Here is an 18,490-nt window from a genome sequence, read left to right as displayed (position 1 = left end):
TTCGCTAACGTTATTTACCTTAGCATCCCCTAATAGAAAATGTGTTTTTAACGAGCTTTTGGATCAGTATTTTGAAGGCAGTTACGATATAAACACTATCAAGATGCTAAAGCAAATCAATGACCAGAAATATAAGTGAATAAAACCGAGTGTGATTTTAAGAGGATAGATGAGTATGAGTACCGTGCAAAGTTTGATAAGTGATGTGAGCCAAAAGATTAACGCTTTAGAGACGGCGCAAGCACTCTATAGCCGCCAGCTTTCACCAGATTTTAGTACTTTTGATTATATCAATACCGATGAGTTAGGACTTAGTCGTATTTTAGCAGCTCTGCTTGATCCTAAAGGGAGTCATGCTCAGCAAGAAAGCTTTTTAAGATTATTTGTGGAGCATTGTTTGCCTGTTATATATAAAGACGATAACTGGCAGGTTTTTCTTAATAACCTTGAGAAAACAGAGGTTTTTCTTGAAGAAGTAACAGGGAAAAGTAACACCCAACGCCGTATGGATATTTACTTAAGATGTCAGGTAGGTGATCACAGCTATGGTATTTGTATTGAAAACAAACCTTATGCAGCAGATCAGCTTGACCAAATGAAAGATTATGCTATTGAACTTAAAAATAGGAAACACAAGCCTTGGCATCTTGTTTATCTAAACGAAGATAATGACGTACCAAGTGAAGATAGCGTTGATACTAAAACCTTAGAAGGTTGGATAACCAGCAATCAATATAGTCATCTTAGATTTAGCGGTCTGATTAGTTGGCTCAAAGCGTGTCAAGTAGAGTGTCAGAATTACAGCGTCAGTGAGTTTATTACACAGCTAACTAAGTTTATTCAAAAACATTTTATGGGAATAGAAGATATGAATGAAGACAACGCAATTTTAGATATCATTAAACAAAATGCAGCTACTATTGATGCCAGTATCAAGGTATCTAACACTGTAGATCGAATGAAGAAAGAGCTGATAGCTAAGCTAAAAATAGATTTATTAGCAAAATATAAAAAAACTGATTACGAATTAGATATTAGTTATATCGGCGATGGCAGAAGATACGAACAGATTAGATTCATAATTCCTGGCTATAATAAGGCATGGGTCTGCTTCGAGTTCGATAATGCAGGGTTTGATCGTCCAATCCTAGGAATTAAGTTCACTTCTGTAGAAGCCGCGAAAGCGTGTCCACATGCAGAAAGTATGAAAACGGTACTGAATACGATGCTAACTGATAAAAAAGTGAGCTCTTCTGCTCAGTGGCCTGCTTACTACTACTTTGATCCGCAAGACTGGAAAGGTTCGAGTGAGGCATGGTTAATGATAAATGAAGGCAAGATGGCCGATAAAATCTTGGAAGAAATGGACACAGTGTTTCAGGTTTTAAATGATAACCATCTATTGAATGAAAAGTTATAATTATAAATGAGTATAACCATGAAATATCAGCTCGATAACTCGCAAATAGACGATACCCCTTGTGCTGCTTTATATAGATCAAACACAGAGTGTTTTCCACCAGCTATCATTGGTTGTTTTGTTATGAACGATGAATGGAGTGAGCAGGCACTGTTTGAGCTAAAACAGAAAGTAAAGGCTGATATTTTAGTAGGTTTACAAACAGATGATCATAACTATGAAAGCTTAGATATTGTAGAAGCAGTCATTAAGTGTCAGCCTAATGAAATAAATGATGTCGTCGAACTGCTTGATGTAGCTTCTGCAAGTACTATCATCGGCATAGATATGGCAGATGTTATAGACTTGCTTGAGTGTGGTAATTCCTTTCAGTTTGTGCACTCAAGTGCTACAGGTGAGGCTGAGTTAGATATGGTAAAAACAGCTACATACCAGCTAATTGGCCAACTTGAAAAAGCTTGTGATACTAAAGGGGTGTTGATTGGCATGGAGAGCGAGCAAAGCTTACCAATAGAAGCTTTTGCTTACATAGGAGATGCTGTCGAAGGATTATTATCTAATACTGGTGAGTCTATATATTATCGATCAAGTATGACTGATGAGCCTAACTCGTTTCAGTTAAAAGCGATATATGTTGAGGATTGCTAAGCCTTCGGATTTACTTAAGCAAGGACTATAAATAAAAAGCCAAACAGCTTTGAGCTGTCTGGCTTTTTTGACGGTTAACACTCATTTATTTTCTTTATCTGTCCGCCATAAAGCATGCTCACATATTGCGCATAACCAACTATCTTTTGCGCGCATATAACGAATATCAGCAGGTACTTCAATTGGACAAGCATAACCGCAGTACTCACATATAACATCGTCCAAGTAGGCATAACACTGAGCGATTGTCTCAAACAGTATTTGAGGACTTACCTTATACTTTTCACAAAGCGTCTGCACATGTTTAATAAAGCCGCTCTGATTATCATATGCCCAGTAATCCTCACATATCTTGATATCGTATGGACTCTGCGTCATATTGGGTTGAAGTTTGACACTCATAATACTCTCCTCAGTAGCTGCCATAATCAGAGTGCGGTAATAGCTCATAAAGCTCGCTCTGAAGCTGACTGCTCATATCTTTTATAAAATATCCATCTTGAGCATCCAAGCGCTTCTGCACCCACACACGCAGCGCCATATCGTTATTAAAGCACCGCTTCACTCCCAAGAAGCGTGCTAGGTTATAACCCGATGAAACGTACAACTCACGCATCAATGCATTGGCGATAAGATTTGCATCTGTGCTGATTGCACCATCCCGTTTAAACTCACCAAACAGCTCTTCATAATTGATGATTTTCATTGCGACGTCTCCTTGTCAGCCTGTATGTTCGTGATTAGCACTTCTTTAGTCTCAGAGCTATTTGATGTGCTAGTTAGCTTTTCCTTGCTCGCCAGTAGCAAGTTATCCATCGCTGAACCATCCTGACGCGTAATATCAGGCACATAGCGGCTGTAGACGCGAAACAGCATCTCCGTACTGCTGTGACCCATCTGCCGTGCTATCCATTCAGGATTTTCACCAGCGGCTAGCCAAAGCGTCGCTGCGGTATGTCGAGTTTGATAAGCACGCCGATGTTTCAAACCGAGTAGGGCAAGCGTCGGTTTCCATACGCGTCTATTCACATTACGGTACTCCATCGGATTGCCTTGTGAATTGCAGAATATAAACTCTGACTTACCAAAGGTGCGCGTCTTCTGCTCTAATAAGGCGTCATACACTAACTGTGACATCGCAATATCGCGTTGTGAGCCTAACGTCTTAGTCGGACCCATCTCACCGTTTACTAACGCCCCTCTGATACTGATCTCACGGCGATCAAAATTGATGCAGTCCCACTTAAGCCCATCGATCTCACTGGTACGCATTCCCGTAAAAAAGCGAATAGTGTAGTAGGGCCTATAATCAGCGCGAACATGCTTTAAAATTAGCCATACCTCAGCTAGGGTAAAAGGATTTACATCAGGACGAGCCTGCTTGAGATTCTTAATATTTTTATAAGGCATCTCAAACTCATGGCGATCTGACGCTTCTTCTAGTATCATACGAAGAAGTATCATAATCTGATTGATTCGTGCTACTGACAGACTTGACTGACCATCTTTACCGTAACGAACTTTGGCGAGAGAGCTACGGAAGGTCAGCAGGTCTGATTTTTTTATGGCATGTACCGCTTTGCCACCAAACGCAGGTAATAAGTACTTATTTAGAATAATCTTTGTCTTTTGCCGATAGCTCGGCCGCCATTCAATTTTCTTTTCCTCGTAAAAAATCTCTGCAAACTGCCCAAAGGTTGGATTACGACTGATACAAGCTTCTGCTCTATCAGCCAATGCCGTCATCTCCTGTGCTCGTTCACTCTTGGGAAAGTAAGCGGCATAGTCGAAAATACCTAGAGTGATTTCTGCTTCCATTTTTTCGATAATTTTAGCCAGCTTCTTTCGATTAGCTGGAGTGTCTGTGAGATTGGTTGTCTCACGGCAACGCATATTCATATATCGAAAATCTACGAATAGCTTGCCACGTCTCGCTCTTATTGAGGCCATTGTTTAGCTCCTTGCTTATGTAAAATTTACTGTAAGGCCATTCCGTTGATCGCACTCATGACAGGCTTACACATATCTTCTTCGATACGCTCCCATACATATAAAATCTTGCGACCACCGAAAGGGCGTATATAGTGGATGTTCTCGATTAAGACGGTATCCTTTAGTTGGTTACGGATAGTACGCGCATCGTATTTGATACGTTCGGCTAGTTCTTGAGTGGTGAGATAGGTCTGTGACATAATAGTTCTCCAGTCAGTATTAAATAGTTTTTAATAGACACTTTGTTGTTGCCAACGAGTACTATATTATCAGAAAAGTAGTCATTGGCAAGTACTTTTTACTTACCAATAAGGAATTTATTGTGATTTCATGTAACTTACCTGTTCTTTTGGCAGAAAGAAGGTTGCGTGTGGCAGATTTAGTGAGAATGACGGACATCAGTAAATCGACGCTACATAGGATCTATAATGATGATACGACTAGAATTGAGTTCGATACTTTGAGCAAGCTATGTAATGTATTAGGAGTAACGCCAGGGGATATTTTGAAGTATGTTCCAGATGAACTTGGTGAGGACGACTCTTCAGGAAAAGAGTGACTTAACTATCGCGATAACCGCTGATAGGGAATTTCTAGCTAAAGATTTATTAGGGCTAAAGCATACTTGTAGGGCTTAATAATTTCTATTGTTAGGTTGGAGTCATCATTTTTTAAGTGACGATTAGCTTTGAATACTATGGATCTTAGATACATTTCCAATAAATGAAGCATCTAAAAAACACATTTTTTGCTGAATTAAGGTTGGGTTCAAAAATCATCATAGTGCCAAATTTACTAGGTTAGGTGTCATGATGTTTTTTGAACCAAAAATAGCTAGGTTGTGGTCAGATACGTATATGCAGTTTTAGGGCAGGGCACGGTTTGGGCACCAAATGGGCACCGCACCGAAAATGAGCTTTTTGATTGAGTAGTTAGACTTAACTATATTCAAAAAGATATTTCGATAAATCTTCTACAAACCCTCGAAAATTGGACAAAAAAAAGCCTCACTGTTAAGTGAGGCTTTTTAAGTATTTGGAGCGGGAAAAGAGATTCGAACTCTCGACCCCAACCTTGGCAAGGTTATGCTCTACCACTGAGCTATTCCCGCTAATTATCAATTAACTATCGTCATTTGATGAAGGCGTATTATACGCAGTTTTTTTTATGTGTCAACACCTATGACGAAAAAAGTTAAAGTTATTAAAATAGGCATGTCTTCTATCTACAAATGTATGTTATAACGGTTCATTATAATATGTATTCCAAAAGCTTTGCATACATAAATAAGCTGGGATGCACATTATGATTTAATCACATTCACAATTATCAACACTTACGAAGATAAGTTATAAGGATAAAAAATGAGTCAACAGTATACTATCGCTGATTATTTGTTTGATCGTGTCGCAGAAGCAGGTGCCTCTGAGATATTCGGCGTACCGGGCGATTTTAACTTAACCTTTTTGGACAATGTCCTCGCCTCTGATAAGCTGCGCTGGGTGGGCAATACCAATGAGCTAAATGCTGGCTATGCGGCCGACGGCTATGCACGTGAGCGTGGATTTGCCGCCATGGTGACGACTTTTGGCGTAGGCGAGCTGTCAGCGATTAACGCGACCGCAGGTTCTTTTGCTGAGTACGCGCCAGTATTGCACATTGTGGGCGCACCAAGTACCGCGCTACAAGACGCAAAACGCCGTATTCATCATTCGCTTGGCGATGGCGTATTTAATCATTTTATTAAGATGGTTGAGCCCGTGACGGTAGCACGAGCGCAGCTTACTCCTGAAAATGCTGCCTCAGAAATTGATAGAGTAATTCGATTGATTCTCAAAAAGCATCGTCCTGGCTATTTATTACTATCACCTGATGTTGCGCGTCAGCCTATTTATCCGCCAACGACCAAGCTGATTGATAGCCAAGAAGATATCACCAGTCAAGCGGCACTAGCAGATTTCAAGCAAGCGCTAACAGAGTTTTTGCCAAACAAGACAACGACGCTTATGGCAGATTTGATGGTGCATCGTTTGGGGTTGCAGTCACAGCTCAAAGCACTGATTGCTGATACAGACATTCCTTATACCACGCTATCGTGGGGCAAGACACTGCTTGATGAAAACAGCGATCGCTGGGCCGGGACTTATGCAGGCGTTGCCTCGCGTCCCATTGTCAAAGACGCGGTAGAAAACTGCGAATGTCTGATCAAAGTAGGGGTGCAATATACGGATACCACTACCGCGGGATTTAGCCAAGATATTGACGAGAGTATAGTAGTAGACTTGCATTATGAGCGTGCTTCTATCAGTGGTAAGAACTTTGCACCGATTGCCTTGCAAGATGCATTACAGGCCCTGCACGAAGTCATGACCTCTGGTATCAACATCGTACCAAAACCTTTCTGTGAGCCAGTCAAACCACATGAGCAGAAGGGCAGGGATGATGAGGCGATTCGCCAAGATGACCTATGGCATATCATTGCTGATTGCTTAGATCGTAATAACCTAGTGTTCTCTGAGCAAGGAACAGCATACTTTGGCATCAGTGATGTGCGTTTGCCAGAAGGGGTGACGTCATATGGTCAGCCAATGTGGGGATCAATCGGCTATACATTACCAGCCAGCCTAGGTGCAGCAGTTGCATCGCCAGATAAGCGCAGTGTTTTATTGATTGGTGATGGTTCAGCACTGCTCACTATCCAAGAGCTGGCGGTCATGATTCAAGAGCGTATCAATCCAGTCATCGTCCTAATTAATAACGACGGCTATACGGTAGAGCGTGCCATTCATGGCGAAAACCAATACTACAACGATATCCCAAAATGCGATTGGCAGATCATGCCAAAAGCGTTTGGCGCAACCGAAGCGAATAGCTTACTACTCAAAGCAGAAACAGCAGGTGAGCTAAAAGCGGCTTTAAACAAAGCTGCCGAGACTACCGATAAGCTAGTAATGATTGAGGTCATCGCAGATAAGCATGATATACCCCCATTGCTAGCAGACATCAGCGCGGCACTAAAGCCAAAAAAGGATTAAGTAATTCGCAAAAGCTTTCTTAATGAAAGTACTAGCCCCATTTAGCAGCGTAGCTAAATGGGGTTTTTTGCGTTTTTTTATCACACGGGTCAATTAATCAGCGATGCCTCTTATGTCAATTTGTAGACTCTAGTATGATGGCTGATTGGGCTATGTTCAGCCCGTCATACTCAATAGGAGAGTGATCCATCATGATCTGGCTAAAAATGCTCATTGGCGCCTTGATGGTATTGGCAATTCAATTATTTGCACAAACGCGATTTTTTTATCTGGCGGCACTTGCGCCGCTTTTCCCCACGTTTACGCTCATCAGTCACTTCATTGTTGGTACTGAGCGCAGTCCTACTGATTTAAGGGTTGCCCTGATATTTAGTATGCTGGGTGTGATACCGCATTTGATTTATACCTTGGTGGTATTTTTTAGCATCAGTTATATGAGCTTATATAAAGCACTGTTGTTAGGCGTTGTCGCTTGGACAGTAGCCGCCGCCATTTTGGTACTGACATGGCAATATATTCAGGGCTAAATACTGTCAAAAGACAGGACAAAAAAATAGCTAAATAAAGGTTATAATTTCACAGATACGCGCTGGTGTATTCGATAAATTTTCTCGAAATATTGTCTATAAATTTAGTAGCAGGTGTTACTCTTAATACCGATATAGAATCGGTGTAAATGGCTTTTATTAATAGCTCTGACAATCGCCACTGATGAGAAACTCTCTGGCGTGATATCTAATAACAGTGCGATAACGGAAATATTTTCGCAATCAAGTACTATTATGCTTCATTCAATATTGATGCAATAACTATAAAAAACAGGGCTTTAAAAAATGGATACCTTAAATATCCTATACCTCGTAGGGGCAGTACTCATTTTCGCCAGTATCATGGCGAGCACGTTATCGGCGCGTTTGGGTGTGCCATTGCTATTGCTGTTTTTGATCGTCGGTATGTTGGCAGGCGAGCAGGGCATCTTGGGTATTGAATTTTCTCAATATGGGCTGGCCAATTTTGTGGGTCAAGCAGCGCTGGCTTGTATCCTATTAGATGGTGGTTTACGCACGTCTTTTAAGTCGTTTCGGGTCGGTTTAAAACCTGCGATTACCTTGGCTACTTGGGGCGTACTGGTCACGGTTTTGGTGCTCGGGGTATTCGTTACTTGGCTACTTGATGTCGACTGGCGTTTTGGTCTATTGATGGCAGCGATTGTTGGCTCAACCGATGCGGCTGCTGTATTCTCTCTACTACGTAATGGCGGAGTCAAGCTCAACGACCGCGTCCAAGCCACGCTCGAGTTAGAGTCTGGTGCCAACGATCCCTTAGCCATTTTATTAGTAACGGGTTTGATTGCCCTAAACGTCGACCCTGCTGGTCAGACAGTATTTGGCTTTTTGGTCTTACTGTTGCAACAGTTGAGCTTTGGATTAGGGATGGGCTTGCTCTTTGGTTATTTGTTATCTCGACTATTGCCCAAGATACATCTGGCAGAGGGCATGTACGCCATTTTGATACTCTCCGCGGGCTTAGCCGTATTTGCTGCGACCAACTTGATCGGCGGTAGTGGGTTTTTGGCGGTGTATCTCACAGGGGTACTGATAGGCAACCATAAGGTACGCTCAACCGAGCATGTCATGCGCGTGATGGACAGCTTCGCTTGGCTATCGCAAGCGGTATTGTTTGTGGTATTGGGGCTGCTGGTTACTCCATCAAATGTTCTTAATGTCTGGCATTATTCGGTGGCGATAGCAGCCTTTATGATCTTCGTTGCCCGTCCTATCGCGGTCTATGCTAGTGTGAAGCCGTTTAAGTTTAAAGATCGCGAGATTGGGTTTATCTCTTGGGTCGGACTGCGCGGTGCGGTTCCCATTACCCTTGCGATTTTGCCCGTGATGGCTGGGATAGATAACGCCTTTATGCTGTTTGATATTGCGTTTGGGGTTGTGGTCTTATCGCTGATACTGCAAGGCACGACCATTCCTACCATGGCAAATTTATTTAAGGTACGTATTCCGACCAATAAAGATCCAAAAGAAGAACACGAGGTTTGGGTATCGGATAAGGCGAGTATTACCTTGTACGAGTTTGAGGCGCAATCAGGCGCATTTGCTATTGGCCGTCATCCTATGGGTATCTCTAAAGGCATCAGCCCTGATGAGATCAGTATATTTGCGCTGGTGCGCGGTCAACAAATCGTCGTCGTTGATGAAAATACGAAAATAAAATTTGGTGATAGTGTTTGGTACGCCATGCGCGGCAATCATGCGAGCAAAATCGCCAAGATTTTTAATGACACAACGTTAGATCGTAAGGCTATTGATGATTTTTATGGTGATTGGTTGCTATCACCCAGTGTCAAACTGGGTGATTTGCCATTTTTCACAGAAGTCATGGCATCCGAAACGCTGGTAAAAACACTCAAGACGACAGGCGAAGCTCACACAAAAAACATGTGGGAGCAGACGGTCGCTGAGTATGTGACATCACATTTAGGTACCGCACCCGTTTCAGGCGATACGGTTGTGGTGAACGATGAGTGGTCACTGGTCATCAAGGAAGTAGGCGAAAAAGGTAAGCTTAGAAGTATTGGTCTCAAACATCAACAACCGTCTGTAGTAGTGCAGTGATAATAGTCCTCTTTTTATAATAAGTTCATCATCTTATTTAAAAAGTCAGCGGCTTGTTTGTGCTGATTTTCTCGATATGCCCAGTGGTGCTCGACATCGTAGCTTGCTTCATTGGGCAGGAGTATTTTCATCAGTCCCATGCCCTCATAACGTCTCGCTAGATCACGCGGTAAGTACCCCACATGGTGGCCGGCAAGAATAAGCTGCGCGGTTGCCTCCATGTGATAAGTGGTGGCGCTTAGGGTTTTTGGGCGGATATGATTGATATGATGCTCGACCACGTAGCCTCTTTTTATCCATGGATAATTCTGCTCCAAATCCTCAAAAGTCAATCCTTCTGAGTTATAAAATAGCTTATGCTCACGTCCGCAGCAGACCACTTGTTTTTCGACAAATGCCGGCTTAAAGGTGAGCAACGGCGGAAAGCTACCAAAATAACCCACACCAATGTCACTCTCGTTACTTAAGAGCTTTTCTAGCATGCTCTCAGGGCTTTGCACATCGATAGAAAAGTGTATCAGTGGGTTTTCTCGGTAGCTGCTGGCAAGACGTTGTCTAAGCGCATCATAAAAAAACTTGGGCATCTGATCAATCAAGCAAAGCCTAATGTGCCCGCCGTGCACTGAGTCTAATTGCTTAATATAGTGCAGCTGATGTTGAAAGCTTGCGACCGATTCGGTAAAGCCCAAACATGCCTCGTAGACAGCCGCGCCATCTTCTGTCAGCTTAAATCCTGCTCGACCGCGGTGGCAAAGTGTCATGCCCAAGCGGTCTTCTAAGTGAGTCAAATGTCCACTAATCACTGAGGTCGTGACATTCAAACGCGACTGAGCAGCAGTCACGCCTTGACACTCCACGATAGCCATAAAGCTACGTAGCGTTTTGATATCTATTTTTATCAGCTCATCTAATATCATACTCGACCCCTTACTTTCACAATAATGTGCTATCGCAACAAATTACTTTATCCATTAAACCTACTTTATCAAGTAATTGTATCCTTCTTAAACTTCTGGTAATAACCAATAAAACAAGTTTACTACGAAAAAGCAGAAGTTTACTTCTAAATTTTACCATGGTTCCTTCCCATATATTTATGTATTGTCAATTGTATGTAGCAAATTGTGTATATAAATCAAATAAAATAGGGAAGTAACTGATGACATTCAATCAACCATTAAGTGGCAATGATATGCCAAGATTTGGCGGTTTCGCTTCTATGATGCGCTTGCCGACTCAGGCTGATGCCGAAGGGTTAGATGTGGCATTCGTTGGTGTGCCTTTAGACATTGGCGCCTCCAACCGTAGCGGTGCCAGATTGGGGCCTAGACAGATTCGTGATGAGTCAAGAATGATTCGTCCTTACAACGTGGCCACACGTGCTGCGCCATTTGAGTCATTGCAAGTGGCTGATATCGGCGATGTACCTATCAATACGTTCAACCTGCTAAAAAGCGTCGATATCATCGAAAAATTCTATACAGAAAAAGTCGTCAAACATGGCGCAATTCCTTTAACGTTGGGCGGTGACCATACCATCGCACTACCTATTCTACGGGCACTTGCCAAAAAACATGGCCCTGTCGGTATGGTGCATATCGATGCTCACGCTGATATCAATGATGATATGTTTGGCGAAAAAATCGCTCATGGTACACCGTTCCGCCGCGCTGTCGAAGAAAATCTCATCGATGGTAATCGCGTGGTACAGATTGGTCTGCGTGGTACAGGCTACAGCGCCGAAGAGTTTGATTGGTCAACCCAACAAGGATTTCGCGTGGTACCAGCAGAAGAGTGCTGGTACAAGTCGCTGACGCCACTCATGGCAGAAGTACGCGAAAAGCTCGGGGATGGCCCTGTTTATCTAAGTTTCGATATCGATGGGATTGACCCTGCGTTTGCGCCCGGTACGGGTACGGCTGAGATCGGTGGTTTGACATCCACTCAAGGTATCGAAATCATTCGCGGCATGCGTGGTCTTGATGTGGTCGGTGGTGACTTGGTCGAAGTATCACCACCATATGATCCATTTGGCAACACCTCTGTACTGGCTGCGAACTTATTGTTTGAGATGCTATGTATCTTACCAGGCGTACGCTATGACGATAAGGTCAAAGCGGTTTACTAATCACAGCCAATTATTGGCTAGAGTTGGCGCATAGGGCAGTTATCCCAATGCGGTACATGAGTGGATAGCAGCCTGATGAGATGGTGACCAGTGTATTGAGTTGCTGGTATGAATATAATTCGGTTAAGGAAGACCCCAATGAGTAAATCCTCTTCATTTTTTGGTCAAGACACGCTCTCTCCAAATGAGGTTGGGCATAGTCTAGGTTCGATTGGTACGTTTGCGCTTTGGTTCGGTGCCAATATCGTGGTGACGACTATTTTAACGGGCATGCTACTCGTACCTGATTTACGGTTTACTACGGCTATCACCACCGTGCTTATTGGCTCATTAATCGGGGCAATACCGCTGCTATTGGTTGGTCTAATGGGGCAGCGCACAGGACTGCCTTCGATGGCACTGACGCGCCGTGCTTATGGCCCCGCTGGTAGTCAGTTGATCTCGTTAGTGAATATGGGTGTGCTGATTGCATGGAGTTGTATTCAGGCGCTGCTGGCTGGCATGAGTCTGGACTACGCAATCGAAGCCACTACAGGTTATAGCAATCTGCCGCTGTTCGTTATTTTATGCGAGACAGTGGTAGTGCTTATCGTGTTGCGTGGTCACCTTGGCATCGAGCTTGTCGAACGTTGGGCCGCATTAGCCATGGCTGCGCTTACCGTTATAGTCCTCTATCAGCTAAATCAACATTATGATGTCTCAAGATTGTTTGAGATGCCGGTTGAGTCGCGTAATGGTATTACTTTAGGTATCGCCTTTGATATCGTCATTGCTACTGCCTTTTCGTGGATGTCTTCGGCTGCTGATTACAATCGCAATTGCAAATCCCCAAAAGTTGCCATATGGGGCACTTATTTTGGTTACATCACGGCAGCCATCGTTGCCATGGGTTTGGGCGCGACCATCTCAGGTCTCTCTATCATGTATGGTCTGGAGCAGACTTATGATCCGACGCGTCTGCTTGCTGACTTTGGCTTTGGTTTGCCAGCCGCATTGGTTATTTTCTTCTCGGTCATGACCACCAATGTCATGGCAGTCTATAGCGCAACGCTATCTTGTATGAACATTAAACCTAATATGAGCTTTTGGAAACCTGCTCTTATCATTGGTCTGGTCACTATTTTTGGGGCGCTCATTCCGGGTATTTTGGATCAGTTTCAAAACTTCCTATTGATCGTAGGCGCGCTATTTATCCCCGCATTCTCAGTCATGATTGTTGATTACTACCTTGTTAGTAAAGAAGGCTATACCGCAAAGCTGCTTGATGCGACGCATCAATTAGGACGTCCTACTGCAAAGATTGCGATCGCAGCTTACGTGATTGGCGCGTCTCTAGCAGCTTACTGGACATTGATTGCGCCACCGTCATTTGGTGCATCGTTACCTGTCTTTATCATTACAGGTGGTCTCTACTGGTTAGGTGCGATGTTGTTTACCCGTCAGAGTGATGCTGTCACTCCAACTCAAGAGGAGGGCGCATTATGAAACTGATGATCGCTCAAACCAATCCTTTATGGGCTGAACCAACAAACAATCTAAAAGCATTAGAGTCGCTTTGCCGCCTCGCAGCAGAAGCAAAAGTAGATCTGCTCGCACTGCCGGAATTGGCTTTCACAGGCTATAACATCTTTGAGCGTCTTGATGGTTTAGCGGAAGCGATCGATGGGCCAATTGTGACTCAAGTAGCGAAGCTCGCTAATCAATACAATTTACATGTGGTATTTGGTCTCGCTGAGCGCCGACCTAATGGCGAGCTGAGTAATGTTGCCATATTAATAGATGACAACGGCAAGCATCTTGCCACTTATGATAAGCGCTATTTGTGGGATCGCGAACACGAGTTTTTTACAGCAGGCAAAAAGTCCTGCGTAGTCGATACGCGATTTGGCACATTGGGATTGATGATTTGTTATGACAATGAGTTTCCAGAAGTGGCAAGAGAACTGGCACAAGCGGGGGCAGAGGTCATACTGTCGCCGACGGCAAACATGCTGCCAAATTCAGAGCGTCAGGTGCTTCAAATACGCGCTCGCGCCATGGACAATCAATGCTTTGTCGCTTGTATCAATCGCTCGGGTGAGGAAGATAATCTTTATTATTGTGGCAATAGCATCGTCGCTGGCCCCGATGGTGAGGTGCTCGGCAGACTTGGCTTAGCAGCTGGCATGATGATCGTCGATATCGATTTTGCCCGTATTGATAAAAGCCGTACACACCAAGATTATCTTAGTGACTTAAATACCAGTGACTTAAATCTCAGCCGCTTGGATATCTCTAATGGAGCTAACTCATGAGTGAACAATTATTAGCGCGTATCAAGCCAGAGAACTGGTATCGCACTACCGCGCATAGCGATGGTATCACGCTCATCGATGAGCCATGGATCAAGCCGTTTTTTCGCTGCAATCTGTGGCACGTGCGCGGCAGTCAGCGTGACTTGTTAGTAGATTTCGGATTAGGGGCAGTGCCGCTGCGTCGTCATGTTGCTCTGCTTGCTGATCGCGATATCGTTGGCGTTGCCAGTCATACCCATTTTGATCACATTGGCGCTGCCAGCGAATTTGATTGCTGTCACGTCCATTCTGCTGAAGCCCATATTCTCGCTGAACCAGACAATGCTCGTACGTTGGCAGATATGTTCGTCAATGATGAGATGTTTGACGCGCTACCGCCTGAGCCTTATGCCCATTGTGGTTATAAAATCATTGCACCCGCCAAAATTATGCAACTAGAAGATGGTGACATGATTGACTTGGGTAATCGTCAATTTGAGGTGATTCATACCCCCGGTCACTCACCAGGTGGCATTGCCTTATGGGAGGCGGCGAGCGAAACGCTCATTTCTGGCGATCTCATCTACGACGGTCCATTGATCGAAGATACGTGGCATAGCGACATGACTGACTATGCCAAAAGCATGCGCCGTCTCAATGCGCTGCCTGTGCGTGTCGTTCATGGCGGTCACTTTCCTAGTTTTTCAGGCGAGCGTCTGCACGTGATGATTGATGACTGGTTACGCCATCATGATTTGTGATTGATCGCACTTAGCTAGAATTTAAAACAAATGGCTATTCAACATAAATAGCTACTAAAAAAATAACGACGCTAAATAAAAAGCTATTTCAAATAAAACACCTAACCCAACACTTACTAAAATTTTTAGGATGATTGCCCCATGACCCAATTGACCCAAACGCCTTCTATATCGCCTGATACCTCGCCTCTGACCTGTGGTGAGTTGCTCGTCCAGTGGCTAGAATACTATGGAGTAGAGACGGTTTTTGGCATACCGGGGGTACATACCGTAGAGCTATATCGCGGTCTACCTGACACCAGTATTCGTCATGTGACCCCGCGTCACGAGCAGGGCGCTGGGTTCATGGCTGATGGCTATTACCGTGCCTCTGGCAAGATTGGCGTGTGTTTTATCATCACAGGTCCTGGCATGACCAATATCATGACAGCGATGGCGCAGGCATTGGCTGATTCTATACCGATGTTAGTTATTTCTAGCGTCAACAAAGTCAAAGACACGGGAAGCGGTGAAGGGCACTTGCATGAGCTGCACGATCAGCAAGGTATGGTCAGTAAGGTGGCGCTCGCAAGCAAAACCATCTGGCAGCCTGAATCATTACCCAAAGTTATCGCCGAAGCGTTTGCGTTATTTAACGGTGCGCGTCCAGGGCCAGTCCATATTCAGCTACCGATTGATGTCATCACCGCTGATGCCAGCCATGTTGCTAAGCCGCCTAGTCCAAAGGGCGTAGCTAATAGCCAAGCTGATAACAACAGCTTTACCCAACCACAAGTGACAAGACCACTGCCAAATCCTGCGCAGTTGGATTTGATTATCGAGTCATTAAAAACCGCAAAAAAACCAGTATTGCTTTATGGCGGTGGCTGTGTCGATGTCGATCACGATGCGCAAAGACTGGCAGAGCTGATCGATGTGCCTACGTTTTTGACCATCAATGCCAAAGGGCTATTGCCACCTGCTCATCCGTTAAGTTTGGGTAGCAATCAGTCGTTAGACGCAGGCCGTGCAGTGATTACAGAGGCAGATTGGGTGCTCGCCATTGGTACAGAGCTTGGCGAGACCGATTACGACGTGTTCTTTAATGGTGAGTTCAAAATCAATGGCACACTGGTGCGTATCGACTGCGATGCCGAGCAGCTGCAGCGTCCGTTTATAGCGGATATCGCGGTATTGTCTGACGCACAGATGGCTATTAGTGGACTATGCAAGTGTTTAGAAAATCAGGTATTAAACGGGCAGACGTTTGATCATCAGGCATTGTCACGAGTGAACGAGGCAAAACAAGCCCTTTTAGAAGATGTGACATCAGACTTTGCCGGTCAAAACGCCTTGCTAAAACTGATTCGCGATGAGGTGGAAGGCGTTATTTTTGTAGGTGATTCAACCCAGCCTGTCTATAGTGGCAACCTTGGCTTTGAAGCATTGGCGACGCGTAAATGGTTTAACTCTTCAACAGGCTTTGGCACATTAGGTTATGGTTTGCCTGCTGCTATTGGTGCCATGATTGGCTCGAACTTGCCTGTTGTTAGCTTAATAGGTGATGGTGGTATTCAATTTACCATAGCTGAGCTTATTTGTGCCGCCGAGCTTGAACTGCCATTGATTGTACTGCTGTGGAACAACCAAGGTTATGGCGAGATTCGCCGTTATATGGAAGAGGGCGGCTTGCCACTGATCGGCGTCAATATTAAAACGCCAAACTTTGAACCATTAGCCGCAGGGTTTGGGGCAGGGTATCGCAGAATTACGGACAAGCAGCAATTGCTAGAGGCGCTAAAAACAGACACGACAGGCAAGCAACCGATCATTTATGAGATTGATGAAGCAGATGAGTTTCTCAAAGAGATGGGTGAGACGGTTACCTATTTTAGTTAACGGTACTCATAAACAATGCTCAAGAAATTATAAATGCGGGTCGCTCAAGGAAAAATATCCATTAGAGCAAACCTCGCTATTAGGGCGTGTCCCTAATTCAAACGTGTATCACTAAATGGGCTAAAAATGGCTAAATCTTCGACAAACGGCGTTAAATAGCTGGTCAATATCTCGATATTATCTGCACTATTTTCCTTGTTTGCCTGCGATTTATCTCATTTTTATCACCATTTTTAAAATAGGGACACGCCCTAGTCAGATAGAAAAATGGAAAAACTGGCGATCACCACCCATTAAGGAGAAGGTAAATGACGAATGCTATTGATAAATCGCAGCAACCGATTTTAGGAAACGATGTCGATCCAAACACACCGCAAGCAGGACAGTGGCGGGCGTCAATGTGGAAGTTTCTGCTATTTTCAGCATTGGGTATTGCGCTATTTATCATACCGTTTCAATGGGATGGTAAGGTCACCATTTTATTGGGGGTGTTGACCGATACGTTACAAGCAATATTGGGCGGATTTGTGGTCTATATCACCATGGCGATCGTGACCATCTCCTGTCTTGGGGCACTAGCAGTAAAGGTATTAAAACCCAATTTGGCTGAAGGCTCACTGATAAAGAATCTCTTTGATGTTGATTGGTTTTGGCTGACCACGCGTTTGTTAGGGATGGTGTTTGTTTGGATGATTTATCTGCAAGTCGGCCCTGAGTTTATTATTAATCGCAATACGGGCGGCGTCATTTTTGAAGACTTGATTCCTATTCTGATTCCGTTATTTTTCTTTGCTATTTTATCGCTACCATTTTTGACAGACTTTGGCCTCATGGAGTTCTTAGGCACATTGGCCAGCAAGATATTTGTCAAGCTGTTCAAACTGCCAGGACGCTCTGCCGTTGATGCCATGTCTTCTTGGTTTGGGGCTGCGTCTATCGGTTTGCTGGTCACCATGCAGCAGTATGATAAGAGTTTTTACAGCCAGCGTGAAGCAGCTATCATTGCCACCACCTTTTCAGTGACTTCCATTGCCTTTACCTATGTGGTTGCCAAAACCATTGGTGTGGACAATAACTTCGTCTATTTTTATCTGACCATTGCGCTGACTGGATTTATCGCTGCGATCATCATGCCGCGTATACCACCACTGTCAATGAAGCCTGATACCTATCACTCTGGCAAAAGTATGCTAGACGAAGGCATTCCTACTGGGTATAGCACTTACCAATGGGCGGTCAATCGCGCCGTCACTCGCGCACACTCTATGCCAAGCTTAGGTTATGTGTTCAAACGCAGCATGAATAATCTATTTGATATTTATTTTGGACTGATTCCAGTTGTCTTTGCCATCGGTACGATTGGCTTGGGTTTGGCAGAGTACACGCCTGTCTTTAATTGGCTTGCGACCCCACTTGTGCCATTGCTTGAATGGTTGCAGATTCCGGAGGCGGCAAAGGCGGCTCCTGCCATGATTATGGGCTTTGCGGATATGTACTTGCCAGCGCTGGTCGGTAAAAGCATTGAGAGTGAAATGACACGATTTATCGTGGGTGCTGCCTCAATTACTCAGATTATCTATATGTCTGAAGTCGGTGCGCTGATTTTGAAATCAAACATCAAACTCAATATATTAGAGCTGTTTGGGATTTTTATACTGCGTACGCTTATCAGTTTGGTGGTGATTACTTCAGTCGCGCATCTGCTTTATTAGCCGTACGTTTGATATC

Annotated in this window: 17 protein-coding genes and 1 tRNA gene; 12 read left to right on the top strand and 6 right to left on the bottom strand. The window is 44.2% G+C overall.

Annotated elements, in window-relative coordinates; translation table 11 throughout:
* The first annotated feature begins 175 nt into the window (after positions 1–175).
* Together JMX83_RS11675 and JMX83_RS11670 are read left to right on the top strand one after the other, a co-directional pair.
* Positions 176–1,420, top strand: coding sequence for a PDDEXK-like family protein (locus JMX83_RS11675; RefSeq protein ID WP_201601946.1), 1,245 nt, complete (start codon positions 176–178; stop codon positions 1,418–1,420).
* A gap of 18 nt (positions 1,421–1,438) precedes the next feature.
* Positions 1,439–2,068 carry a hypothetical protein gene (locus tag JMX83_RS11670; RefSeq protein WP_201601944.1) on the top strand — a complete coding sequence of 210 codons (630 nt, stop codon included), beginning with the start codon at positions 1,439–1,441 and terminating at the stop codon, positions 2,066–2,068.
* 81 nt (positions 2,069–2,149) lie between these two features.
* Here the strand turns inward: JMX83_RS11670 and JMX83_RS11665 are convergent, their stop codons facing one another.
* Genes JMX83_RS11665 through JMX83_RS11650 form a run of 4 tightly spaced genes read right to left on the bottom strand, consistent with a single transcriptional unit; the run spans position 2,150 to position 4,260 of the window.
* Positions 2,150–2,470: a hypothetical protein gene (locus tag JMX83_RS11665; protein WP_227675836.1), complete on the bottom strand. Its 321-nt coding sequence runs from the start codon at positions 2,468–2,470 to the stop codon at positions 2,150–2,152.
* Between the two features lie 10 nt (positions 2,471–2,480).
* Entirely contained in the window at positions 2,481–2,774 is a 294-nt protein-coding gene (locus JMX83_RS11660) for a hypothetical protein (RefSeq protein WP_201601942.1), read from the bottom strand.
* The gene (locus JMX83_RS11655) at positions 2,771–4,018 is read right to left on the bottom strand and encodes a site-specific integrase (protein WP_201601940.1); all 1,248 of its coding nucleotides are present in this window, start codon (positions 4,016–4,018) and stop codon (positions 2,771–2,773) included. The genes JMX83_RS11660 and JMX83_RS11655 overlap by 4 nt, the downstream gene beginning before the upstream one ends.
* Positions 4,019–4,044: 26 nt before the next feature.
* Complete coding sequence (locus tag JMX83_RS11650) at positions 4,045–4,260, bottom strand: hypothetical protein (RefSeq protein ID WP_045456309.1); 216 nt, start codon at positions 4,258–4,260, stop codon at positions 4,045–4,047.
* A 188-nt stretch (positions 4,261–4,448) separates the two neighbouring features.
* On the opposite strand from JMX83_RS11650, the gene JMX83_RS11645 reads away from it, so the two are divergent.
* Positions 4,449–4,619 (top strand): helix-turn-helix domain-containing protein, encoded by a 171-nt coding sequence (locus JMX83_RS11645; RefSeq protein ID WP_265089543.1) that lies wholly within the window; start codon positions 4,449–4,451, stop codon positions 4,617–4,619.
* Between the two features lie 477 nt (positions 4,620–5,096).
* Here the strand turns inward: JMX83_RS11645 and JMX83_RS11640 are convergent.
* Positions 5,097–5,171: transfer RNA gene (locus tag JMX83_RS11640), tRNA-Gly, on the bottom strand.
* A 253-nt stretch (positions 5,172–5,424) separates the two neighbouring features.
* Here JMX83_RS11640 and JMX83_RS11635 point away from each other — a divergent pair.
* The 3 genes from JMX83_RS11635 to JMX83_RS11625 all read left to right on the top strand — a co-directional run bounded on the left by JMX83_RS11635 (position 5,425) and on the right by JMX83_RS11625 (position 9,722).
* Positions 5,425–7,095 carry an alpha-keto acid decarboxylase family protein gene (locus JMX83_RS11635; RefSeq protein ID WP_201601936.1) on the top strand — a complete coding sequence of 557 codons (1,671 nt, stop codon included), beginning with the start codon at positions 5,425–5,427 and terminating at the stop codon, positions 7,093–7,095.
* Between the two features lie 191 nt (positions 7,096–7,286).
* The gene (locus JMX83_RS11630) at positions 7,287–7,622 is read left to right on the top strand and encodes a GlpM family protein (protein WP_058023655.1); all 336 of its coding nucleotides are present in this window, start codon (positions 7,287–7,289) and stop codon (positions 7,620–7,622) included.
* 306 nt (positions 7,623–7,928) lie between these two features.
* A complete protein-coding gene (locus JMX83_RS11625) occupies positions 7,929–9,722 on the top strand; it encodes a potassium/proton antiporter (protein WP_201601934.1) in 1,794 nt (597 codons plus the stop codon).
* Positions 9,723–9,736: 14 nt separating this feature from the next.
* Here JMX83_RS11625 and JMX83_RS11620 read toward each other — a convergent pair whose 3' ends face one another.
* Positions 9,737–10,639, bottom strand: coding sequence for a LysR family transcriptional regulator (locus JMX83_RS11620; protein WP_227675835.1), 903 nt, complete (start codon positions 10,637–10,639; stop codon positions 9,737–9,739).
* Positions 10,640–10,881: 242 nt separating this feature from the next.
* Between JMX83_RS11620 and speB the strand changes: the two genes are divergently transcribed.
* From speB to JMX83_RS11590, 6 genes are all read left to right on the top strand, one after another.
* The gene (speB, locus tag JMX83_RS11615; RefSeq protein ID WP_201601932.1) at positions 10,882–11,850 is read left to right on the top strand and encodes an agmatinase; all 969 of its coding nucleotides are present in this window, start codon (positions 10,882–10,884) and stop codon (positions 11,848–11,850) included.
* Between the two features lie 138 nt (positions 11,851–11,988).
* Entirely contained in the window at positions 11,989–13,335 is a 1,347-nt protein-coding gene (locus JMX83_RS11610; RefSeq protein ID WP_201601929.1) for a purine-cytosine permease family protein, read from the top strand.
* Positions 13,332–14,144, top strand: coding sequence for a carbon-nitrogen hydrolase family protein (locus JMX83_RS11605; protein ID WP_201601926.1), 813 nt, complete (start codon positions 13,332–13,334; stop codon positions 14,142–14,144). Before JMX83_RS11610 ends, JMX83_RS11605 begins: the two co-directional genes overlap by 4 nt.
* Positions 14,141–14,884: an MBL fold metallo-hydrolase gene (locus tag JMX83_RS11600; protein ID WP_201601923.1), complete on the top strand. Its 744-nt coding sequence runs from the start codon at positions 14,141–14,143 to the stop codon at positions 14,882–14,884. The genes JMX83_RS11605 and JMX83_RS11600 overlap by 4 nt, the downstream gene beginning before the upstream one ends.
* 141 nt (positions 14,885–15,025) lie before the next feature.
* Positions 15,026–16,762 (top strand): 5-guanidino-2-oxopentanoate decarboxylase, encoded by a 1,737-nt coding sequence (locus JMX83_RS11595; protein ID WP_201601920.1) that lies wholly within the window; start codon positions 15,026–15,028, stop codon positions 16,760–16,762.
* 308 nt (positions 16,763–17,070) lie between these two features.
* Positions 17,071–18,474, top strand: coding sequence for a YjiH family protein (locus JMX83_RS11590; protein ID WP_201601918.1), 1,404 nt, complete (start codon positions 17,071–17,073; stop codon positions 18,472–18,474).
* Positions 18,475–18,490: the final 16 nt, after the last annotated feature.

Origin of the sequence: Psychrobacter piscatorii (assembly GCF_904846415.1) — a bacterium.
Classification (GTDB): domain Bacteria; phylum Pseudomonadota; class Gammaproteobacteria; order Pseudomonadales; family Moraxellaceae; genus Psychrobacter; species Psychrobacter piscatorii.
This window is presented reverse-complemented; position numbering and strand designations above follow the sequence as displayed.